22 protein-coding genes and 1 pseudogene are annotated in these 20,925 nt (G+C 68.5%); 11 read left to right on the top strand and 12 right to left on the bottom strand.

The features are described 5' to 3' along the window. Positions 1–972, bottom strand: a 972-nt coding sequence (locus K9D12_RS08725; protein ID WP_223059972.1) for an MFS transporter, incomplete at its 3' end; no start/stop codon positions are given. Positions 973–974: 2 nt separating this feature from the next. On the opposite strand from K9D12_RS08725, the pseudogene K9D12_RS08720 reads away from it, so the two are divergent. The 4 genes and pseudogenes from K9D12_RS08720 to K9D12_RS08705 all read left to right on the top strand — a co-directional run. Continuing rightward, a pseudogene (locus K9D12_RS08720) lies at positions 975–1,292 on the top strand (heavy metal translocating P-type ATPase); the annotation flags it as partial. A gap of 75 nt (positions 1,293–1,367) precedes the next feature. Then, positions 1,368–1,586 (top strand): heavy-metal-associated domain-containing protein, encoded by a 219-nt coding sequence (locus tag K9D12_RS08715; protein ID WP_223059971.1) that lies wholly within the window; start codon positions 1,368–1,370, stop codon positions 1,584–1,586. Positions 1,587–2,171: 585 nt separating this feature from the next. After that, positions 2,172–2,780, top strand: coding sequence for a DUF305 domain-containing protein (locus tag K9D12_RS08710; protein WP_223059970.1), 609 nt, complete (start codon positions 2,172–2,174; stop codon positions 2,778–2,780). A 259-nt stretch (positions 2,781–3,039) separates the two neighbouring features. After that, on the top strand, positions 3,040–3,429 hold the full coding sequence (locus tag K9D12_RS08705; protein ID WP_182434790.1) for a DUF411 domain-containing protein: 390 nt from the start codon (positions 3,040–3,042) through the stop codon (positions 3,427–3,429). 17 nt (positions 3,430–3,446) lie between these two features. Here the strand turns inward: K9D12_RS08705 and K9D12_RS08700 are convergent, their stop codons facing one another. Together K9D12_RS08700 and K9D12_RS08695 are read right to left on the bottom strand one after the other, a co-directional pair. Further along, the gene (locus K9D12_RS08700) at positions 3,447–4,241 is read right to left on the bottom strand and encodes a hypothetical protein (RefSeq protein ID WP_223059969.1); all 795 of its coding nucleotides are present in this window, start codon (positions 4,239–4,241) and stop codon (positions 3,447–3,449) included. A 246-nt stretch (positions 4,242–4,487) separates the two neighbouring features. Further along, positions 4,488–5,549, bottom strand: coding sequence for an NAD(P)/FAD-dependent oxidoreductase (locus K9D12_RS08695; RefSeq protein ID WP_223059976.1), 1,062 nt, complete (start codon positions 5,547–5,549; stop codon positions 4,488–4,490). A 137-nt stretch (positions 5,550–5,686) separates the two neighbouring features. On the opposite strand from K9D12_RS08695, the gene K9D12_RS08690 reads away from it, so the two are divergent. Beyond that, on the top strand, positions 5,687–6,625 hold the full coding sequence (locus tag K9D12_RS08690) for an alpha/beta fold hydrolase (protein ID WP_193642526.1): 939 nt from the start codon (positions 5,687–5,689) through the stop codon (positions 6,623–6,625). A 67-nt stretch (positions 6,626–6,692) separates the two neighbouring features. Here K9D12_RS08690 and K9D12_RS08685 read toward each other — a convergent pair whose 3' ends face one another. From K9D12_RS08685 to K9D12_RS08655, 7 genes are all read right to left on the bottom strand, one after another. Then, positions 6,693–8,786, bottom strand: coding sequence for a neutral/alkaline non-lysosomal ceramidase N-terminal domain-containing protein (locus K9D12_RS08685; protein ID WP_223059968.1), 2,094 nt, complete (start codon positions 8,784–8,786; stop codon positions 6,693–6,695). A 152-nt stretch (positions 8,787–8,938) separates the two neighbouring features. Further along, complete coding sequence (locus K9D12_RS08680) at positions 8,939–9,811, bottom strand: oxidoreductase (RefSeq protein ID WP_193642527.1); 873 nt, start codon at positions 9,809–9,811, stop codon at positions 8,939–8,941. A 75-nt stretch (positions 9,812–9,886) separates the two neighbouring features. After that, a complete protein-coding gene (locus K9D12_RS08675) occupies positions 9,887–10,360 on the bottom strand; it encodes a hypothetical protein (RefSeq protein ID WP_223059967.1) in 474 nt (157 codons plus the stop codon). Further along, positions 10,357–11,028: a CDP-alcohol phosphatidyltransferase family protein gene (locus K9D12_RS08670; RefSeq protein WP_223059966.1), complete on the bottom strand. Its 672-nt coding sequence runs from the start codon at positions 11,026–11,028 to the stop codon at positions 10,357–10,359. Before K9D12_RS08670 ends, K9D12_RS08675 begins: the two co-directional genes overlap by 4 nt. Positions 11,029–11,128: 100 nt before the next feature. Further along, positions 11,129–11,461: a YnfA family protein gene (locus tag K9D12_RS08665; RefSeq protein ID WP_047310498.1), complete on the bottom strand. Its 333-nt coding sequence runs from the start codon at positions 11,459–11,461 to the stop codon at positions 11,129–11,131. 19 nt (positions 11,462–11,480) lie between these two features. Next, positions 11,481–11,954, bottom strand: coding sequence for a DinB family protein (locus K9D12_RS08660; protein WP_223059965.1), 474 nt, complete (start codon positions 11,952–11,954; stop codon positions 11,481–11,483). A gap of 34 nt (positions 11,955–11,988) precedes the next feature. After that, entirely contained in the window at positions 11,989–12,750 is a 762-nt protein-coding gene (locus tag K9D12_RS08655; RefSeq protein WP_370633484.1) for a TSUP family transporter, read from the bottom strand. Positions 12,751–12,829: 79 nt separating this feature from the next. On the opposite strand from K9D12_RS08655, the gene K9D12_RS08650 reads away from it, so the two are divergent. Beyond that, positions 12,830–13,792, top strand: a complete 963-nt coding sequence (locus K9D12_RS08650) for a patatin family protein (RefSeq protein WP_047310500.1) — start codon at positions 12,830–12,832, stop codon at positions 13,790–13,792. A gap of 87 nt (positions 13,793–13,879) precedes the next feature. Here K9D12_RS08650 and K9D12_RS08645 read toward each other — a convergent pair whose 3' ends face one another. Next, positions 13,880–15,370, bottom strand: a complete 1,491-nt coding sequence (locus tag K9D12_RS08645; RefSeq protein WP_223059964.1) for a DEAD/DEAH box helicase — start codon at positions 15,368–15,370, stop codon at positions 13,880–13,882. 366 nt (positions 15,371–15,736) lie between these two features. On the opposite strand from K9D12_RS08645, the gene K9D12_RS08640 reads away from it, so the two are divergent. Beyond that, positions 15,737–17,047, top strand: coding sequence for an MFS transporter (locus K9D12_RS08640; protein WP_223059963.1), 1,311 nt, complete (start codon positions 15,737–15,739; stop codon positions 17,045–17,047). A gap of 7 nt (positions 17,048–17,054) precedes the next feature. Here the strand turns inward: K9D12_RS08640 and K9D12_RS08635 are convergent, their stop codons facing one another. After that, complete coding sequence (locus K9D12_RS08635; protein WP_223059962.1) at positions 17,055–17,396, bottom strand: hypothetical protein; 342 nt, start codon at positions 17,394–17,396, stop codon at positions 17,055–17,057. 198 nt (positions 17,397–17,594) lie between these two features. Here K9D12_RS08635 and K9D12_RS08630 point away from each other — a divergent pair, with 198 nt between their 5' ends. The 4 genes from K9D12_RS08630 (at position 17,595) to K9D12_RS08615 (ending at position 20,849) form a co-directional block, all read left to right on the top strand. Next, the gene (locus K9D12_RS08630) at positions 17,595–18,134 is read left to right on the top strand and encodes a hypothetical protein (RefSeq protein WP_223059961.1); all 540 of its coding nucleotides are present in this window, start codon (positions 17,595–17,597) and stop codon (positions 18,132–18,134) included. Between the two features lie 43 nt (positions 18,135–18,177). Beyond that, positions 18,178–18,852 carry a peptidyl-tRNA hydrolase gene (locus tag K9D12_RS08625; RefSeq protein WP_370633483.1) on the top strand — a complete coding sequence of 225 codons (675 nt, stop codon included), beginning with the start codon at positions 18,178–18,180 and terminating at the stop codon, positions 18,850–18,852. Between the two features lie 234 nt (positions 18,853–19,086). Next, positions 19,087–19,632, top strand: a complete 546-nt coding sequence (locus tag K9D12_RS08620) for an NADPH-dependent FMN reductase (protein ID WP_223059959.1) — start codon at positions 19,087–19,089, stop codon at positions 19,630–19,632. Between the two features lie 83 nt (positions 19,633–19,715). Further along, positions 19,716–20,849 (top strand): alanine racemase, encoded by a 1,134-nt coding sequence (locus K9D12_RS08615; protein WP_223059958.1) that lies wholly within the window; start codon positions 19,716–19,718, stop codon positions 20,847–20,849. The last annotated feature ends 76 nt before the right edge of the window (positions 20,850–20,925 follow it).

Below are 20,925 nucleotides of genomic sequence, written 5' to 3'. Positions count from 1 at the left end.
GGCAGCGGCCACGCTGGAGACGGTGGCCACTCCGATGGAGGCGCCGAACTCGTGGAAGGTGCTCAGCAGGCCGGAGGCGACGCCGGCCTCGCTGGGATCAACCTGGCTCAGGGCGGTGGCCGCGGCGACGACGAAGATGGCGCCGATGCCCAGGGCGCCGACGGAGACCCCGAGGACGGTGGCCAGCGTGGTGGACCACACAGCAGGGACGAGGAGCCCTGCGGCAGCGACGCCCAGTCCGGCCACGCCGAGCCGCCGAGCGCCCACGGTCGCGATGAGACGGCCAGCGAGGTTTGCGCCGAGCATCGTGGTCAGCGCGATCGGCAGGAACAGCAGCCCGGTGATCAGAGGCCCGTGACCTTCTCGACCCTGGAAGTAGAACGTCCCCAGGAAGAACACCGCGACCATCAGGGCCGTGCCGATGAGGATGACGAAGACCCCTGCGGCCACTGAGCGGCGACCGATCAGGGCGAGATCCATGAGCGGACTGCTCGTCGTGCGCTGCCACACGGCGAAGGCGAGGTAGAGCACGACGGAACCAGCCACGAAGCCACCGGCAGCACCAGCGCCCCCGGGCTCACCCGCACGCACCAAGCCATAGATGAGCGAGGCCGTTGCCGCGGTGACCAGCACAGCGCCCAGCACATCCAGACGAGCCCGCTCCTGCGTAGCGCGCGGCATGGCGGGCAACAGCAGGACGAGCGCGACGAGGATGACCAGGCCGACCGGGATGTTGACGAAGAAGACCCACTGCCACCCCGGTCCGGCGGCGATCAGCCCCCCAAGGAGCACACCGATCGCCGCTCCGCCGCCACCAAGGGCCGACCAGATCCCCAGGGCGTGGTTGCGCTCCTGGCCCTCGAAGAGGCGAACGACCACCGACAGTGCCGCGGGCGAGAGCAGCGCGGCACCCACCCCCTGTCCGACCCGGCCGGACAGCAGGACCTGCCCGCTGCCTGCCAGCCCGCACACGAGCCTCCGACATCACCCTGGTACGCGGCGATCTGCGCGCCGCGGCCGATGCGATCCGCCTCTCCCGGCGCACCCTAGGCACGATCAAGGGCAACCTGTTCTGGGCGTTCGCCTACAACGTGGCCGCCCTGCCTCTGGCCGCGGCCGGGCTGCTCAACCCGATGCTCGCCGGCGCCGCGATGGCCTTCTCCTCGGTCTTCGTCGTCACCAACAGCCTGCGCCTGCGCGGTTTCACACCGACTCATGACCCGGCAGAGCTGCCCGGGGATGCCGCAGAGCCAGCAACCAGCGGCGACCCGCGCACCCCAATCCGCGCCTGACCATCCATCTCGCAGGCGCACCCGAACCCTCCGGGACGAAGTGTCCCGGAAACCACAGAGAAAGGAGGCCATCCCATGGCCACCAACAGCACCTACACCGTCTCCGGCATGACCTGCGGAAGCTGCGCGAGCAAGGTCACCGACCACGTCGAGCAGATCGACGGCGTTACTGATGTCGCCGTCGACATCTCCACAGGGAGTCTGATGGTGACCACCGACGCGCCGGTGACCGATGACGCCGTCCACACAGCGATCAAACGAGCCGGTTACACCGTGGACACCGACCACGCCTGACCCTATGGCGATACCTACCTCGCGTGCCCGACGGCGCAGTTCCTAGACTGGTGGGCATGCTCCCCGACAGCAGTGTCGCGTTCACCCGCAGGGTGGCCGCACACTGTCGGGCCGGTGGGCCCTGGTTCTGGTGGCATTGGCGACCGCGGTTATTGCTGGCCTGCTCGCTATGCACGGGTTCTCCATCGGCCACCATTCCCCGGTCGTCGGATCCGAGCAGCACGCAAGTGCATCGATCGACCACGCGGCAGAGTCGCCGCCCGCCAATACGGGAGGCGAGCACTGCCCGCCCCTCGCCTGCGATGGCCCCGGCGCCATGGCTGCGATGTGCATATTCATGCTGCTGTTCTTGACGTTCGTGATGCGCGGACGACGTGGCTCCCCGTGGCGCTGGCGTCCCTCGTGGCTACGCGCAGGGACCGATCATCCGTGGCTCCGGCCGGGAACCATGGCAGGCGTGTCATTGATCCGTTTGTGCATCAGCCGAACGTGAGGCATTGATCTCCACTTGATGACGCACCTCGCGACATCAAGCGGAGCACTCCTGCCCACTCAATCGGAACTCAAGACAAGGAACGATGACACATGCGCAAGAACACCACGATCAAGGCACTGACGACCGCCGCTGCGGCCGCGCTCGTCGTCACCGGCTGCTCCAACGGCGCAGGCGGCTCGCACGACGGACACGACGCCACCACTACCAGCAGTAAGCCCTCGGCACAGTTCAACGACGCCGACGTCCAATACGCCAAGGGCATGACGATGCACCACGAGCAGGCCGTCGAGATGTCCGACATCATCCTCGAGAAGTCGGGAATAGACCCCGACGTCGTGAAGCTGGCCAAGCAGATCAAGAAGGCCCAGGGCCCCGAGATCAAAGAAATGCAGTCCTGGCTCAAGGACTGGGGCCAAGACGGCTCCACCATGGACCACGGCGGCTCCGACGGCATGGGCATGGACCATGACGGGATGCTGAGTCCCAAGGACCTGACGAAGCTGAAGGATGCCAACGGCGAACAGGCTTCCAAGCTCTTCCTCGACCAGATGATCGAGCACCACCAAGGGGCCGTGAAGATGGCCAAGGAGCACCGTAAGGACGGCAAGAACTCGGACGCCATGCAACTGTCGGCCGACGTCATCCGCGACCAGAACGCAGAGATCAAGGAGATGCGCGAGCTGCGCGCCTCCCTCTGATCAGCCCCTGCCAGTGGGCCCGGCCGAGCATGGCTTGCCGGCCCACTGGCAACGACACAGAAAGTTCTGATCGATGCCTCCCGAAACATCCACAGCCGGTCGCCAGCTCAGCCGCCGGACACTCTTCCTCCTGACCGGCGCAGGGTCGGTGTCACTACTGACCGCTTGCGCAGATGACCGTTCAACGTCCTCCGCAAGGGAGACGACCTCACCCCCGGCGAAATCGGCCGGCCATGGCGTTAACCCGACGCGGTTGTCGATGACCGTCTACAAGGACCCCTCGTGTGGATGCTGCGGCGGCTGGGTCGAGCATGCTGAGAACAACGGGTTCTCCATCACCACCGAGCAATCCACGGCCCTCCACGAGGTGTGGGCGCGCCACGACATCCCCCTGGACCTTCAGTCATGCCACCTGGCCCTCAACTCAAATGGCGAGGTCTTCGTTGGGCACGTCCCGGCACGCTTCGTGCTGGAGTACTTGGCTGACCCACCGAAGGGCAGCCGTGGCCTCAGCGTGCCAGCGATGCCTACGGGCAGCCCAGGCATGGAGCATGGAGATCAGTTCGACCCCTACGAGGTGCTGTTGGTCACCGACGGCAAGCCGCGCGTCTTCGCGGACGTACGAAAGCAATCACAACAGCAGGCCTGACGAGAGCAGCTCCCTTGTCACTCACGTGAAGTCAGGCCGTCCACGACCAGCCGAACTGCGTGCTGCACGATCACGGCTAACTGGAAGAAGTCAGTCGCCCAATGGCCCGGGGCCACGTCATGATCGTCATCGTCGAGGCCCGGCACGTGCTTTGGCCAGGCCCATCCGTGTGCCGTGCCGGACCAGACATGCCACACCCATGCGAGGTGTTCACGCAGCGCGCCAAGGTCTCCGGACTCTTGGTACTCGGAGCCAACCAGCACTCGCGCCATGCTGTCAGCCATTTCCAGGACCATCGCCCCCTCACCAGCGCCAGATCCCCCGATATTGCGGCGTGCTGTCTCCAGCGTGGGCACCAGATCGGCCGGCGGGCGCAGACCGATCAGACTCTCGAACTCCGCGATTTCCCGGGTTGACGACAGATGGCTGCCCGCTTGGCGTCGCAGTACCGTTCTGGCATTCGCAACCCGGATGTCCGGATCGGGAGCCCCGAGCACATAGACGATGTGCGCGCTGCTGACCAAGGCCGTACGCGAGAGTGACACCGCAACTGAAGCTCGGGGCTCAATACCCTGACGGAAAAGTTCAGCCAGGTGTAAGACGCACCCAACGGCAGTGCGTTGTCCCGTGATGCACGTTTCGGTCACCGTGATGTTGCTGCCCACCAGCGAGTCGATCCGCGCCAACTCCGAACTCTCATGCGAAGGCCACGTCAAGGCGTCGAGCATCGGCTTGTACGACTCCGTGACCGCCAATGTGTGAGGCAGCAACTCAAAGTCTGCGTCCGTGTCGTAGCCCAATCTGCTGACCATCGGCTCAGCATGGCGCTGCGGCACCCGCCAGGCAACACCTCACCGCTCGGCTCAACTCGGCAGGCAAGGCAAAGAACGGGACAACTTAGTGGGACGGAACGCGTCCCACAAAGTTGTCCCACCGCAGGTCAGAGGCCCTGTCGCTCGGACAAGCCGAGCGGGAACCTACAATTTTTCGGCGGGACGGCGGGGCGGGCCGGTCGGCTGAACAACTCCCAAGATCGGGCGAAACGCAGCACGCGGACGTCAGTCTCGCGATCGGTCCTCGGCGAGGTACTTCTCCACCGCCCGGGCCGCCTGACGAGCCGCGCGGGAGGCGCCGATCGTGCTCGCCGACGGCCCGTAGCCGACGAAGTGGATCCGCGGGTCGAGCGCGGCCGCCGTCGCGCCCTGGACGTTGCCCGGCACCCGCTCGAGCGCGATGCCGCCGGCCGACGAGCGCAGGTGCAACGGCGCGAGGTGGTCGATCGCGGGCCGGAAACCCGTGGCCCACAAAAGGATGTCGACCCGCTCGAACCGGCCGTCCGCCCAACGCAAGCCCTCGGGCTCGATGCGCTCGAACATCGGCAGCCGCCGGTCGTAGGCGCCCAGCCGCGACGCCTCGTACTCCTGTGGCCGCAGGCTGAGCGCAGTACCCGAGACGACGCTCTGCGTCGGCAACCCCTGCACCGCGCGCTCCTCGATGCCGGTGACGACCTCGAGGCCGTCGAACCCGTCGCGCCAGACAGGCTCGCGCCGCGTCACCCACACGATGTCGGCGATCTGACCGATGAACTGCACCGCCGACGCTCCCCCGCCGATGACGGCCACCCGCTTGCCGCGGAAGTGCTCCTGGCCGGGGTAGGTGACGGTGTGGGACTGCTCGCCCGCGAAGCTCGACGCGCCCGGGTACGCAGGAACGAACGGTCGCGTCCACGTGCCCGTCGCGTTGACGAGCGTCCGCGTCCGCCAAGTACGGCCGTCGTCGGCCGTGAGGACGAGCGGGCCCTGCCGCGCCCCGTCCTCCGCCTCCACGCGCGTCACCTTGACGGGCCGTTCGACCGGCAGGTCGTGTTCGCTCTCGTACTCACCGAAGTACTCCGGAATGACGACGTTCGCCCGCTCCGGTGAGCGCCCGGGCGCGGTTGAGTCGGGCAGGTCGGCGACTCCGTGGACGTCGTCCATCGTGAGCGCGTCCCAGCGGTGCTGCCACGCCCCGCCCGGGCCGGAATCGCGGTCGAGCACGACGTGCTCGATGCCCCGCCGCTTCAGCGCATAGGACGACGCCAGGCCACCCTGACCGGCTCCGATGACGAGGGAATCGTGGATCACGCACACGAGAACGCCGCCGATCGTGCGGTTATGCCGTCACCGGCCGCACTGATTACCGCCGGGTAGGCTCTTCGGGCAGTGGGGCGATCGGCAAGGCCACCCCATCGAGACGACATGCAGAGGGTGACGAACACGTGAGCGCACAGGCCGTTGCTGCCGACGAGAAGGTGCAGGGCGAGAACGTCACCGTCCGTCGCGTGCGCCGCGGCACGACCCAGGCCCGCGTCACCACGCTCAAGGGTCCGGCAGGCCGGGACTTCGTCCTGCTCGCCGGCATCGGCGTCGCCTCGAACTACTACGTACGCCTCGCGGCGGACCTCAACACCACCGGTTCGGTCCACGCCATCGACCTGCCCGGGTTCGGCGGGGTGCGTCACCGCGACCGCGCGCTCGACATCGGCGACTTCGCCGAGATCGCGGGCGCCGTCATCGACGACCTCGGCCTCGACGACCCCGTCGTCATTGGTCACTCGATGGGCGCTCAGGTAGCCACGGAGCTCGCCGCCCGCCGCCCCGAGCTCACCTCGCTCGTCCTCATCGGCCCTGTCATCGACGCCGACGCCCGCACCATCCCCCAGCAGATCCTTCGCCTCGCGCACTCCGCGCTCTACGAACCGGGCGCGGTGCGGGTGCTCGTCGGGATGTCGTACGCGATGTGCGGCCCGCGCTGGATCCTCAAGACCCTGCCTCGCATGATGCGCTACCGCATCGAGGAGCGCATCGGCGCCGTGCAGGCCGACACGCTCATCGTGCGCGGCGACCACGACGCGAACTGCCCTCGAGAGTGGGCCGAGCGCCTCGTCGAGCTCGTTCCTCGCGGCCGAGCCGTCGAGGTCGACAACGCCGCGCACTCCGTCATGTACCGCCACGCGCACGAGGTGGCGAAGCTCTGCCTGCTCCACGACGGGGGCGAAGAAGCCGTGCGCGAGCTCGAGCCGCCGAGCAAACCGCGCCACCCCGCCATGCGGGTGCGCGGCGTCGCGATGAACGTCGCCGGCATGGTGCGCGGCGACGACGCGCTCATCGCGCGCGGCATCGTCACCCAGCGCCACGCCACCGACATGGCCGACTGAACCAGCCGCACCAACACAGCTCGGCCCCGCAACGGCGAACGTTGCGGGGCCGAGGTGCGTCCACAGGTCAGTTGACCGTGAACTCCTGCGAGGTACCGGTGTAGGGCGAGACCTTGCCGTTCCAGCCGTTCTTCCAGTCACCCGTCTGCACGAGGCGGTAGGTGCCTGCGGGGACGTCGCCCCGGATGCGCCAGTCCACCGTCGTGCGCGAGTACGAGGCGCCCTCGCGCTTCCACGTGTAGGACGTGTCCCAGTCGCGGTCGGTGAGGTAGGTGACCCACTGCGAGCCCTCCTTGCGCTGCACCTCGAGGAAGCTGCGCTGCGTGCGGAAGTCGTTCTTCGGGTGACCGCCGCGGAAGACCGCCGTCGCCGTCTCGCCACGCGAGTAGGAGGCCTTCGGCTGGGTGAGCACCTGGCCGAACGACTGGCTGAGCGGCTTGTCGTCGAGCACGACACCGGCGCGCGACGCGCCACCGGACTTCGTCGTCGGCGTGACCTGGTTGCTCACGCTCGTCCCGTCACGCATGGCCTTGGCCAGGCCCGAGTACTCCTGGAGGAAGGCACCGAGCTGGTTCGGGCCGAACTCCGTCGAGGCACCCTCGTAGTGCTGCTTTGCGTACTCCTCACGCGTCGTGAGGTAGCCCATGTAGGAGTTCGTCAGGCCCGCGACGACGACGTTGTCGACGCCCGTACCGGCGAGCTGCTTGCTCACCTCGGCCCGGATACGGCGACCGCTCATCGTCGTGGCCTCGGCGGGAACACCGACGAGCGCGACGTTGCCGATGCGCAGGATCTGCACCGGAGCCGCCGTCGGGGCCATACCGAGCTTGCCGTCCGGCAGGAGCACGGCTTTCTCCTCCTGGCACGCGTCGTCGGCACCGAGGATCGTCGTGAGCGACGCCAGCGCGAAGCGTGTGAGCCCACCGAGGGCCGAGGTGTCGATCTTGTTGTACTTGTCGGTGACGCTGAAGCTGCCCTTCGTCATGCCCTCGTAGATGCCGGGGATGTCGGACGGGCCGTTGTCGGCGCCGGCCGCGAACGACCAACCGCGAGCGGGCTTGCACAGCTTCTTTTCACCGGCGCCCTGCGTGTACTCGCCCTTGACCGTGTAGTCGGCGAAGTTGGCCCAACGCCCACGGGAGTCGATGGGACCAGTTACCGGGGTCGACGGGCCGTTCCACAGCTGCTCGCCCCGCGTGTACTGGCGCATTCCGTCGATCTCGGTGTTGACGAAGTCGTCGCTCGAACCACCGAAGCCGGGCGCCGACTTCGAGTTGCCCTGCGTGGAGACGACGTCGCCCTCGTCCGAGCTGGCGAACGCCGCGACGAAGGTCTTGGCCTTCGTCGGGTCGGACTTCATCTTCTTCTCGAACTCGTACTGCGCGCGGCCCTTCGTGTCGCCGCTGATGTGCGTCGTGTCCTTCGAGAACTGCGTCGGGTGCGTCGAGAACCAGTTGATCATTCCGACCGGCTGACCCGACGCGGACGTCAGCTTGAGCACCGTCATCGTCTCGTTGACGTTCGAGTCGAAGGAACCGGCGTCCTTGTTCGCCTCGTACGCCTTCGCGGAGCGGTTCTTCGTCGCGCCCGAGAGGTTGCCGCTCGTCACGGAGATGTTGCCCGGCTCGACGTTGGCGTCCGCGCGCTCGATGGAGGCGACGATGCCGTTGACCATGGCATCGAAGTTGCGCTGGTCGTAGCCGGAGCCCGACTTGTCGGCCCCGGCGATCTGGTAGAGCTTGTCGTGCGACTGGCCGGAGTTGGCGACGTGGGTGTGCGTGGCCGAGAGCATGACGTTCGAGTCGTCGTAGCGGCTGCCGTACTTGGCCTTGAGCTTGTTGACGACGCCCAGCTTCACCGACTGGAACATGGCACCGGCGTCGGCGCTGACGAAGACGACGCGCTTGCCCGTCTTCGGGTCCCCCATGACGTAGGCGTGCGAGTACAGGCGCTCCTGGAGGCCGTTCATCTCCTGGTTGGCCGCGTATCCGAAAGCACCGGTCTCGGCCACCGCGCCGGTGATGTCGTAGATGCCCGCACCCACGAGGTACGGGGCGTTCGTCTCGGCCGACGCCGCCGGAGCCCCGGCGAGCGAACCCGCCGTGACGGCGAGAGCGCCCATCCTCGCGAGCGCCGAGACCCGCTTGCTCTGCTTCTGCATTCCCTTCGCCTTCCTCTGTGACGCACGACACGTCAACGACCCGCACAGGTTATCCCGGACGTGCGATCAGTTAGGGGAAATGTCACGGAAACGTGGACGACCGCGCCGGGTGTCCCCCGACGCGGTCGCTCACGTGGCGCCCGGAAGACCGGTCAGGCGCCGATGGCGTTGAGCGCGTCGATGTCGCCGGGCTCGAGCGTGACGTCGCCCGCACCGCAGTTCTCCTCGAGGTGCGCCACCGACGAGGTGCCCGGAATGAGCAGGACGTTCTCGGAGCGCCCGAGCAGCCACGCGAGGCCGACCTGCGAAGGCGTAATGCCGCGCTCCTCGGCGATAGCCTTGACGGTCTCGTTCTCCGTCACCTTCGGCATGCCCGGGAAGGCCGAACCGAGCGGGAAGAACGGCACGTAGGCCACGCCTCGCTCGGCGCACAGCGTGAGGGTGGCCTCGTCGTCGCGGGCGAGCAGGCTGTAGGGGTTCTGCACGCAGACGGCGCCGGCGTCGATGCCCCGGGCGGCCTCGTCCCTCGTCACGTTGCTCACGCCGAAGTGCTCGAGGAGGCCGTCGTCGACCAGTTCCTGCATGGCGGCGAGCTGGTCGTCGAGCGGGCAGTACTCGGTGCCCGGGTCGCTCATCTCGTCCTTCGGCATGACGCGCAGGTTGACGACGGGGAGGCGCTCCACGCCGAGGGTGTCGAGGTTCTCGCGAACCGCTGCCTTGAGGGCGTCGGGGTGCTGATCGGGCAGCCAGTTGCCCTGCTCGTCGCGGCGGGCACCGATCTTGGACACGAGGACGAGGTCGTCGGCGTAGGGGTGCAGCGCCTCACGGATGAGCTCGTTGGAGACGTTCGGCCCGTAGAACTGCGACGTGTCGATGTGGTTGACGCCGAGCTCGACCGCGCGCTTGAGCACGGCGATGGCTTCGTCGTGGTCTCGTGGCGGCCCGAACACGCCGGGGCCGGGCAACTGCATGGCGCCGTACCCGACGCGAGCGACGGAATGGCCCGCCAGTTCGTAAGTCGTCATGGCTCTATTCGACTACTCGCAAGCGGTCGACGAAAGGTGGCGTCCGTTCGATTTCGGTGGGCGGGACGGGCCTCGTCAGCCGAACAGGTCGAGGTGCCACAGGGCGGAAGCGCCCTCGAGCAGCAGCCAGAAACGTGCGAATCGCCCCACGAGGACGGTGGAGAGGAAGATCGTCATGCTCATGCGCACGCTGCCCGCGACGACCGCCATGACGAGCAGCGGCGGCAACCCGACGAACGACGACGCCAGCATGATTCCGGTCGACAGCAGCGGCTGCTGCGTGAGCCGGATCGACCACCGCTCGTACGTCTCCCGACGCTTGCCCTTGTCGAGCTTCTTCTGCAGCCACGTCGACTCGGTGCCCCGTGCACCGAGCACGTACCAGACGACCTTCCCGAGTGTCTGACCGGCAGCGGCGACGAGGGCGAGCCCTACCGTCAGCGCAGGGTCGGAGCGCAGCCCGATGACGGGCAGATACGCCTCGACGTTGAAGAACGGCAGCAGCGCCGACGCGACACCGACCCCGAAGGCCAGGAGCAGCGCCGTCACCGATCACTCGTTCCGGCAGCTCCATTGGTTCCGGTGGTTCCGGTCTCTGGCGCCGAGTGCGCTGCGCCGGTGAACGGCGGAATCGGCAGGCCGATCGCGAGGAGTCGGCGCAACGACACGACCTTGAGCACGACCAGCGCGAGCGCGATGACGAGGCCCACCCACATCGACCCGGTGAGGAGCATGAGGACGACGACAGCCGCAGAGTTGACCGCCTTCGCGGGCTTCGACCAGTTCCACGTGAAAATCGTCCGGTCGACCTGGAAGAAGTAGTTCGGCGAACGCACCCACCAGGCGAGGAACGCGATCGACAGGAACGCGTCGATCGTCATGAACTGGAAGAGGTAGATGAAGATCGGCACGACGAAATCGTGGTGCAGCCACGCGAGGCCGAGGTAGACGGGCGCGCAGTTGACGCGGTCGCACAGGATGTCGAGGACCGCGCCGATGCGCGTCTCGCATCCGAGTTTGCGAGCAACAGCACCGTCGAGGATGTCGCCGACCCAGTAGATGCCGAGCGCCGCCCACAGGAGGTGCTCGTCACGTCTGACCACGGCGAGCGCCGCCACCGCGAGGGAGGCGATGGTACGCACGAACGTGATGACCGTTGCCGGGGTCCAGAGTCGTTCGGCGACGGGGTCGGCACCGTAGCGCTCCACCAGCGTCATGCCTACCTCGTCTCCTGTGCGTGCGACGAGGCGATCATGACACGCACGAACGTCCCAATCACACGCCACGCGGCGTCGAGACGCGTTCGCAACCTCCCGTTCAGCCGCGGGGCGCGTACATGATGACGGCGACGCCCACGAGGCAGACGAGCGCGCCGACGATGTCGTAGCGGTCGGGGCGGAAGCCGTCGAGCGCCATCGCCCACAGCAGCGAGCCCGCGACGAAGACCCCGCCGTAGGCCGCGAGGATGCGCCCGAAGTTCGCGTCCTGCTGCAAGGTGGCCACGAATCCGTAGATGCCGAGCGAGACGACACCCGCGCCGATCCACGCCCAACCGCGGTGTTCGCGCACGCCCTGCCACACGAGCCAAGCGCCGCCGATCTCGGTGAGCGCGGCGAGGGCGAACAGGGCGACGGAGCGCAGGATCGTCATGTCTGCATCGTCTCAGGCGTCACTCGAGCACGAGGTGCTGACGTCCGTCGATCAGTTCGCGGGCGGCATCGAGATGGCCCGCGTGAGTGGCTGTCTCCGTGATGACGTGCAGCAGCGCATCGCGCAGGTTCTCGACGTGGCAGGGGCCCCACGCGTCGCGCCACTGCAGTGGACGTGCTTCCAGTGACATGCCGGCGATGACGGCGTCGGCCGCGCGGCACTCGCGCTCGTACAGGTCGAGGACGGTCCCGGGCGTTTCGCGCTCGGGAACCTGCCACGCGTCGTCAGCGAGTCGAACCCCTTCACCGGCCATGACCCAGCGGAACCAGAAGCGTTCGACGTCGAGCGCGAGGTGGTGGACGGCACCCAGGAGGCTCCAGCCCGAGGGAAGCGGGGTCTTGCGGGCAGCGTTGTCGTCGAGTCCCTCGAGGCAGCCACGCACGTGGCCGCGCTGCTTCTCGAGGTAGGCCATGAGCACCGGGCGTTCGTCCACGGAACCAAGTCTGCCGGATTCGTGAGCGGCTCCGTCAGAGCGAGATCAGGCCGCGCACGAGCGCACTCGCGCCGCCGATGCCGGCCAGGAGCATGGCGAGCGCCTTGGCCCGCTCCGTGGGAACGTGGCGTGCGAGCCCGCTTCCCATCCCGATACCGACGAGCACGAGCACGACCACGTACGGCAGCAGCCACAGCGGCGGCAACTCGTGGACGCCCGTCGAGCCGAGGAGCACCTTCGCGGCCACCGAGACGGCACCCATCGTCATGAAGATCGGCTGGAGCGTGGCCGCGAACGACGTGTGCTCCCAGCGCGTCAGGCGCGAGTGAATGACGAGCACCGGCGCGGACACCCCGCTGACCGTGTTGAAGAAGCCGCCGACAACGCCGGCCACGGGCGTCGGCCAGGCGCGGGTGACGTGGGGCAGGCGGCCGAGGCGATCGGCGAGCGCGGTGAACGCGATGGCGCCCAGCACCGCCGCACCCACGACGACCTGCAGCCACGCGGCCGACGCCGCCCTCACGACGAGCGCGCCCACGACCGCGCCGGGCACGACACACGCACAGATGACGGCGGCGCGGCGCCAATTCACCTGGCGGCGCAGGGTGAGGGTGAGCAGCAGCCCCGAGACGGTCGTCGTCGCGTTCGCGAGCAGGACGCCGGTGGCCGCTCCCATGACGAGGGTGAGCGTCGGGGCGAGGACGAGACCCATGCCGGAACCCGAGAGTCGTTGCAGCACAGCACCGATGAGGATGGCGCAGGTGACGGCAGCGAGCGTCGTCACGGTGAGATCCACGAGACCATTGAACACCGATGGACGCGCGCCACAGGATTCCCCGTTTGTGAGGCACGGACGAGGTCGTCACAATGAGCCGGTGCATGACGTACTCGATCTCCTCCGGCGGCGACTGGCGGCCGGCTCCACGCCCGGCTCGCGTGACGACGACGCACGCCTCGCTGTCGTCCTCGAGGGCGGCAGCTCACGTGCCGCGTACGGCGGCGGCATGGTGGCCGAGATGGAGGAGCGTGACCTCCTCCCGGCCGTCGACGCCGTCTACGGAACGTCCGCCGGAGCGCTCAACGGGGCCTGGCTCGTGTGCGGCCGCGCGCGAGCCAACATCCACGGCTGGTGGGCTCCCGAGAGCATGAACGCCACCATCCGACCGCGAAACGCGTTGCGCGGAAAGCCGGTCGTCGACACCGACGTCATCGTCTACGACCTGTACGAGAACGTCACGCCCATGGGCTTCGAGGAGATTCTCGCCAGCGACGTCGAGTACCACCCCATCGCCACGGCCGCAGCGACGGGCGAATCGGTCGACCTCGTGAACACGATCCACGACAAGGCGAGTTTGCAGAACGCCATGCGGGCCACGGCCCGTCTGCCCGTGTTGGGCGGGCCGCCCGTCGAGATCGACGGGGAGTTGTACATCGACGGCGGCATCAGCGAGAACGTGCCGATCGAGACCGCCCTCGAGCAGGGTGCGACGCACGTGCTGGTGCTTCGTACGAAGGCGCCGTCCCTGGAGATCTCCCCGGACAAGCGCATCGAACGTCAGCTCGTGGCGCGGTGGATGACGCGGCACGCGCCCGGTTCGGCCGGCGCGTGGAAGCGTCGCGCGGAACGCAAGGTGGAGCTCGAGTCGCTCATGTACGACGACCCGCGCATCCTGCAGGTCTCACCACCCGCCGACGTGGCGCGCATCTCCGTCGTCGGCCGGGCTGAGGACGTTCAGCGCCGCGCCGTCGAGGACGGCCGGCGCATCATGGCCGATCTGCTCGACGAGGCAGACATCGCGCGCTCCTCCACCTCGGAAGCCTCGCACGGGCCCCACTGACCCGCTCCAGACGGCCCCCAGACGACGAACGGCCGGTGAGGAGTGAACCTCACCGGCCGTTCGTCGTTCGGAAGAAACGTTGCCGCGTCAGCGTCGGCCGCTGCGCGAGTTAGCGGAGAACGACGCCGCTCCCCCACCGCTGCGGCCACCCGTGGCCGACCCGTTACGGCGCGAGCCGCTGCGGGCTCCGCCGCCCTGGCCGCCGCGTTCGCTCGAACCCTGCGACGCACCGCGACCGGAACCGCCGCGCTTCTGGCCCGAACCGCGCTGGCCACCCTGCGCGCCCTGGCCGCCGGAACGCCCCGAACCGCCCTGACCACCACGGCTGCGACCGCCGGAGGATGAGCCGCCCCTCTTCGAGGGCTGCTGGACGGGCGCCGTCGGCATCGCCGCAGCCACGGCACTGGCGTCGAGGAGCGAACGCTCACCGGGCGCGAGTTCCTGCAGGAGCGGGTGCGCACTGTCGACCGACGTCGTCGTCGCGGTGATCTTCGCCGCGCGCAGGAGCGACTTCACGTCGCCGCGCTGATCCGGCGTCATGAGCGTGATGACGGTGCCCGCCGCGCCGGCGCGTGCCGTACGTCCCGAACGGTGCAGGTAGGCCTTGTGCTCGGCCGGCGGGTCGGCGTGAACGACGAGCGACACGTCGTCGACGTGGATACCGCGCGCCGCGATGTCGGTGGCCACGAGCGTGCGAACGCTGCCCGAGTGGAAGGCGTCGAGGTTACGCACGCGGGCGTTCTGCGACAGGTTGCCGTGCAGGTCGACCGACGGCACACCGCGGGCGGCGAGCTGCTTCGACAGCTTCTTCGCGCCGTGCTTGGTGCGGGTGAAGACGACGGTGCGCCCCGGCGCGGAGACGAGGTCGGTGAGGACGTCCATGCGCGTGTCCTTGTCGACGGCGAGCACGTGGTGCTCCATCGTCGCCACCGGCGAGCTGGCCGAATCGGCTTCGTGCGTCACGGGGTTCGTGAGGAACTTCTTGACGAGAACGTCGATGCCGTTGTCGAGCGTCGCCGAGAACAGCAGGTGCTGAGCGTCGCTCGGCACCTTCGAGAGGATGCGCTTGACGCCGGGCAGGAAGCCCATGTCGGCCATGTGGTCGGCCTCGTCGAGCACGCAGACCTCGACGTCCTCGAGGTTGCAGAAGCCCTGACCCATGAGGTCCTCGAGGCGCCCGGGACACGCGACGAGAACGTCGACCCCGGCGGCGAGCGCCTTGACCTGCGGGTTCTGGCCGACACCACCGAAGACGGTCGTGTAGGTCAGGCCGGCGGCCTCGGCGAGGGGACGCAGCGAGTCGGCGATCTGGTTGGCGAGCTCACGCGTCGGTGCGAGGACGAGCGAACGCGGCTTGTACGTGCGCGTTTCGTAGCGCGTCTCGTCGAGACGAGCGACGAGCGGCAGGAGGAACGCGAACGTCTTGCCCGAGCCGGTACGGCCACGGCCGAGAACGTCACGGCCACCGAGGGAGTCGGGCAGCGTCGCGGCCTGGATGGGGGTGGGCGTGGTGATGCCCAGCTTGTCGAGCGTCTTCGTCAGGACGACGGGCACGCCGAGATCGGCAAAGGAAGTCAAGAAATCTCCGAACACATGGATTCACCCGCGAGGCGTAACACCTCGCGTCGCAGGCGAACTCGTTGTTCTCACGATCACCGGGTCGACGGGCGAGAAACGTCGCCTCCGGCCGACCGGCCACCTGCTCGAACGGCCAGTCTACGCGCTGTACAGGCAGACGCCTGCGTGCCGCCGCTCACGTCCAGGGCACCCCGGACGCGTGAATCGTAGCCGTCGGCGCCCCATCCTTGTGTGCCCATAGGCTGGGCAACGCACCGCACACGTGCCTAGGCTGCACGCAGACCAATCCGTCCACCGCGCCCGCCCGAATAACCTGACGGCACGCGATCCGCGTGTCGAGGACGCCGACAGCACAAGGGGAATTCGATGGCCGCCATCGCCCACACACCAGCCCGTCGGTTGGACGATCACCCGCCCATCAGCCGTGGTTCGCTCACGGTGGCCGGCATGTCGACCATCATCGAGTGGTACGACTTCACGCTGTATCTCTACATGACGACGGTGATCTCCCGCGTCTTCTTCGGGGGCGGCACCGGCGGCACCGCCGCCACGTTGCTCGTGTTCGCATTCACCTACCTGCTGCGCCCGGTCGGCGCGGCGGTGTTCGGTCACATCGGCGACCGGATCGGGCGCAAGCCGGTTCTGCTCATCTCGATGGCGCTCATGACGGTCGCGATGCTCGTCACCGCACTGCTGCCGACCTACGCGTCGATCGGTGCTACGGCGGGCTGGCTCATGATGGCGATGCGCTGCCTCATGTCCTTCAGCGTCGGCGGTGAGTACTCCGGCGTCATCACCTACCTCGTCGAAGGTGCGGAGCCGAAGCGTCGCGGATTCATCACGTCGCTGGCCTCGGCGGCCAGTGAGGTCGGCGGTCTCATGGCTGTCGGTCTCGCCGCCCTCACGACGTCGTTCTTCACCGGCCCGGACCTCGACTCGTGGGGCTGGCGCATCCCGTTCTTCATCGGGGCGATCATGGCCGGCGCCACGCTCCTCATGCGCTCGCGCATGGACGAGTCGCCCGTCTTCGAGGAGGAGGACGAGGACGACAAGGCGAAGAACCCCCTCGTCGAGGTGCTGCGTGTCGAGCCCGGCGCCGTCGCCCGCGGCTTCGCTATCTCCGCGCTCGGCTCGATCACCTACTACGTCGGCATCGGCTATGCGCCGACATTCCTGCAGAACGCCGGCAAGTTCAGCGAGAGCGACGCCCTGTGGCTCGGTACCGCAGCCGCGGTCGCCGTCATCCTCGTGACGCCCTTCGCGGGCATGGCCGCCGACCGCTTCGGGCGCCGCCCGATCCTGCTCCTGTTCGGCGTCCTCGCGGCGGTGACCTCGCTGACGATGTTCCAGCTCATGGCCTCCGGCAGCCGAGGCGCAGCGCTCACCGGAGCACTCGTCCTCGCCGCTGTCGCCGGTGGCTGGAGCGCCGTCGCCGCGTCGACGATCGCCGAGCAGTTCAAGTCGAAGGCACGCATGTCCGGCATGGCGCTCGGCTTCACGACGGCCACGGCCATCTTCGGTGGGTTCGCCCCGCTCGTCGGCGAGCGCCTCATCGAGATGACTGACTGGAAGCCCGCCCCCGGCGCGATGATCGCCGTCGTCGCGCTCTGTGTGCTGCCGGTCGTCTGGTACCAGAAGGAGACGGCCCCGGCCGTCGTCGAGAACGAGACGCACTGACGCGCCGCTACCCGAGCATGCGGGTGGCGGACGAGAGATCGGCGGGCACGCGGTAGACGCGCTGCTCGCCGTTCTTCGTCACGGTGACGACGAATGCGTCACCCTCCTTCGTCACGTTCTCGACGGTGGCGTCCGGCACGAGCGAGCGGACAGCCGTTGTCACGTTGCGCACCTGCGTCGCGGTGGCGTTGTCGCGGAGCTGAGCCTGCGCGGCGGCACTGGCGTCCGTGGCCCACGACGTGACGGCCGCTTGAGCCCCTGCTCCGAGGGCGACGAGCGTGGCCGCGACGGTCAGCGTGACCGTGGCGAGTGTGCGGATGGGACGACGACGGTGAAGCCTTGGTGGCATGGCGTTTCTCTCCTTCGAGGTTGTCTCGCGAACGAGCGTCACCGCCCCGGCTGTGGCGCTCCTGTCACCGCCGTGTCACCGGCATGGGAGCCGTCACCGGACGTTCGTCCCGGCGCCCCGCCTCGCAGCGGGGGTGGTCTGCGAGGTACCGGACGGGCGCATCAGCGCAGCCGTTCGCCTCTCGTGAGGACGAGTCACATGAAGAAAATCGTCGCGTCGCTGTACGCGCTGTTGAGCGCGAGTGTCGTGGCGTGCGGCTCCCCCGAGGCCGCCGTGACCGACTCACCGTGGTCGTCCGTCGCCACAGGCATGAGCAGCGACTGGGGTTGGCGACTCGTGCAGTCGACGAAGGGTGAGCACCGTTGCCTGGGCCTCGTCGCGGGGCGCGACGGTGAGGTGCCCTCGACGAAGGCTGCGGGACGCGCCCTCGCGCAGCCGCACAAGGATGACGACGTGCGCGCCTCCGGCTCGTGCTCCTTCGTCGGAACCCTTTCGAAGACGACAACACGCGACGTGAAACTCGAGCTCGACGACACCTCCACCCTGTCGGCGGGCATGGTGCCGGCCAAGGCCATGACTCTGCTCGCGGGAACCGTCACGACGCCGACCCAACCGATCGTCGACATCGAGGGACTCCCCCGGGCCCGCTACTGGCTCGCACCGAATCTCGACACGAGCGGCACCTTCGACCTCCAGGGCGCCGCCGGCGCGGCGGTCGCCTTCACCACGCCCCTGTGATCATGCCTCGTGGGCGCACCCGCGAGTTGAGACAATGCCGGACGTGAACACGAGCGACGTCCCCTGGGCCATGCAGATCGCGCTGCGCGTGGAGAAGAGCGACCCACCGAGCGACATCGACGCCTGTGAAGCGGCCGCTCGCGCGTGCGTCGGGCTGATCGTCGAGGCGGAGCGCCGGGCAGCCGCCCCGCTCGCTGAATCGGACGAGGCTGTGGTGGACACCTCGTGGCTCGAGGCCGTCGACGCGTGGCGCGGCATCGCCATCCGCAAGATCGTGCGGCGCGCCCGCGGCAAGCGCTGGGACGACGCGCAGACCGTGCCCGGCTTCACGTGCACGCAGGGCCGCGCCGAGGCGCGCGCCTTCGTCCCGGCACCGGTCAAGCCGCTGCCGCCCGAACTCGCGAAAATGCAGGTCGAAGGCACCGCGCTGCCCGCGGGTGAGAGCACCACCGAGAACGCGATGGTGACAGTGCGCATCAGCCCCCTCGTCGAGATGACGAGCGGCAAAACGGCCGCACAGTGTGCCCACGCGGCGCAGCGGGCGTGGGAGGCGATGCCGCCCGACGAGCGCAGCCGTTGGGCGAACGACGGCCACCGCGTGCGGGTCGTGCGCGACACGGAAGCGGCTTGGGCCGCCGACGCGGGCCGCGTCAGCATCATCGACGCCGGCTTCACCGAACTCGAGGGCCAGCACGAGACGACGCGCGCGAACTGGTGAGTGCGAGGCGTTCGGCTTGAGCGTCGCGTTCCCCGTCCGGGGCGAGGCTCTCCCACATGCGCGACTCCTCGCGCATGTGGGGAGGTCAGAGCCCAAGGGTTCCCCACTTGTGCGGCATCTCGCGCATGTGGGAGGCGCCGTGACCGCCCCCATCTGTCCACGGGGTCGCAGCAGCCTTGGTGATTCTTGAACGTTCAATAGCCTGGGTCGACATCCCCTTTCGAAGGAGGAGGTATGAAGATCGGCGTCGTTCTCGGATCCATCCGTGACACCCGCAAGGGCGAACTCGTGGCGCAGTGGGTGTTCGACCAGTCATCCGCACGTGACGACGCCGAGTTCGAGCTCATCGACCTCGCCTCGTTCGACGTGCCGCTCCTGACGAGTGCCACCCTCCCGGCCCAGGCGAACCGCTCCTACGACAACGGGCAGGTGACGGCGTGGAGCAAGGCGATCGACGCGTGTGACGCGTACGTCTTCGTCACGCCCGAGTACAACCACGGCGTGCCCGGCGGCTTCAAGAACGCCGTCGACTCCCTCGGCCCGGAGTGGCAGAGCAAGCCCGTCCGCCTCGTCTCCTACGGCGCCGACGGCGGCGTGCGCGCCGTGGAGCACTGGCGCCAGATCCTCGCCAACTTCCACATGATCGTCGTGCGCCAGCAGGTCTCGCTCCTGCTGTTCAGCGAGTTCACCGAGAACGGCCTCAAGCTCGAGGACCGCCGCTCCGGCGAGCTCACGATGCTGTTCGACCAGGTCGTCTCCGCGGCCAAGCGCTGCGCCTGAGCGGTTCCCTCACGGCCGGCCGGCGCTCGCGGACGGCGGGCTCGGCGCACTAGGGTGCGTTCACCCCATCAAAGGATCCACCCATGTCAGCCGCACCGCGCCTCGTCGTCGATCTGGACGTGCTCGAACGCAACATCGAGACGATGGCGGCCCGTGGGCGGCGAGCCGGGCTCCCGATTCGGCCGCACGCCAAGACACACAAGATCCCCCGGATCGCCGCGATGCAGCGAGACGCCGGCGCCCGGGGATTCACGCTCGCCACGATCGGTGAGGCCGAGGTCTTCGCCGCGGCGGGCTTCGACGACCTGTTCATCGCCTACCCGCTCTGGGTCGACGCCGGAGACGGGGCGAGACTCGCACGGTTGAGCGAGTCGGCGCAGATCACCGTGGGGTGCGACAACCTCGATGCAGCCCGATCCCTGCGTCGCCATACGGGCGCCGCTTCGCTGCGCGTGCTCATCGAAGTCGACTCGGGCCAACACCGCAGTGGCGTGACGCCGGGCGACGCGGGCGAGTTGGCGGCTGCCGTGGCCGGACTCGGCCTCGACGTCGTCGGCGCGTTCACCTTTCCCGGGCACTCCTACGCCCGTGAGGCGCGCGGCAGCGCCGCCCAGGACGAGCGCGCCGCTCTCTCACTGGCTGCCCAGGCCATGCGAGCCAAGGGCGTCGAACCGAACGTGCGAAGCGGCGGGTCGAGCCCGAGCATGGCGTTCGTCAGCGACGGGCCGTCTGTTTCGTCGGCGGGAACCTCACCTACCTCGTTGACGGTCGGTGAACCCTCACCCGCCGACACGGCCTCGTCGGCGCCCACCGAAATGCGGCCTGGCGCTTACGTGTTCAACGACGCTCAGCAGTGGGAACTCGGGGCGTGCACCGCCGAGGACATCGCCCTCACCGCACACGGCACCGTCGTCAGTCACGCAGGAGGACGCCTCGTCGTCAACGCCGGGAGCAAGGTGCTCGCCCCCGACAAGGCGGCCTGGGCCACCGGCCACGGGCGTCTGCTCGACCACCCCGACGCCCGCATCGTGCAGCTGTCGGAGCACCACGCCGTCGTCGACATGGGCGGTTCGTCGTTGCCCGCGCTCGGCTCGACCGTGCGCCTCGTGCCCAACCACTGCTGCAACGCGATCAACTACGCCGACGAGGTCGACGTCGTGCAGGACGGGCGGCGCCTCGTCACGTGGGCCGTGGCCGCCCGCGGCCTCAACGGCTGAGCGGCTGGAAGGCGTAGCGCTTACGCGGCGCCAGCGCACTCAGCTGCGCCGCTTGGACGCTTGGGCGCCGCCGCGG

It is taken from the genome of Dermacoccus sp. Tok2021, assembly GCF_019895135.1.
GTDB lineage: Bacteria > Actinomycetota > Actinomycetes > Actinomycetales > Dermatophilaceae > Dermacoccus > Dermacoccus abyssi.
The sequence above is the reverse complement of the archived record's forward strand: the minus strand, read 5'-3'. Positions and strand labels throughout refer to the sequence as shown.

Coding starts and splice junctions, on each gene's coding strand:
- K9D12_RS08715 (WP_223059971.1), top strand. CDS start 1,368: ATGGCCACCAACAGCACCTACACCGTCTCCGGCATGACCTGCGGAAGC.
- K9D12_RS08710 (WP_223059970.1), top strand. CDS start 2,172: ATGCGCAAGAACACCACGATCAAGGCACTGACGACCGCCGCTGCGGCC.
- K9D12_RS08705 (WP_182434790.1), top strand. CDS start 3,040: ATGACCGTCTACAAGGACCCCTCGTGTGGATGCTGCGGCGGCTGGGTC.
- K9D12_RS08700 (WP_223059969.1), bottom strand. CDS start 4,241: ATGGTCAGCAGATTGGGCTACGACACGGACGCAGACTTTGAGTTGCTG.
- K9D12_RS08685 (WP_223059968.1), bottom strand. CDS start 8,786: ATGCAGAAGCAGAGCAAGCGGGTCTCGGCGCTCGCGAGGATGGGCGCT.
- K9D12_RS08680 (WP_193642527.1), bottom strand. CDS start 9,811: ATGACGACTTACGAACTGGCGGGCCATTCCGTCGCTCGCGTCGGGTAC.
- K9D12_RS08670 (WP_223059966.1), bottom strand. CDS start 11,028: ATGACGCTGGTGGAGCGCTACGGTGCCGACCCCGTCGCCGAACGACTC.
- K9D12_RS08665 (WP_047310498.1), bottom strand. CDS start 11,461: ATGACGATCCTGCGCTCCGTCGCCCTGTTCGCCCTCGCCGCGCTCACC.
- K9D12_RS08640 (WP_223059963.1), top strand. CDS start 15,737: ATGGCCGCCATCGCCCACACACCAGCCCGTCGGTTGGACGATCACCCG.
- K9D12_RS08635 (WP_223059962.1), bottom strand. CDS start 17,396: ATGCCACCAAGGCTTCACCGTCGTCGTCCCATCCGCACACTCGCCACG.
- K9D12_RS08630 (WP_223059961.1), top strand. CDS start 17,595: ATGAAGAAAATCGTCGCGTCGCTGTACGCGCTGTTGAGCGCGAGTGTC.
- K9D12_RS08620 (WP_223059959.1), top strand. CDS start 19,087: ATGAAGATCGGCGTCGTTCTCGGATCCATCCGTGACACCCGCAAGGGC.
- K9D12_RS08615 (WP_223059958.1), top strand. CDS start 19,716: ATGTCAGCCGCACCGCGCCTCGTCGTCGATCTGGACGTGCTCGAACGC.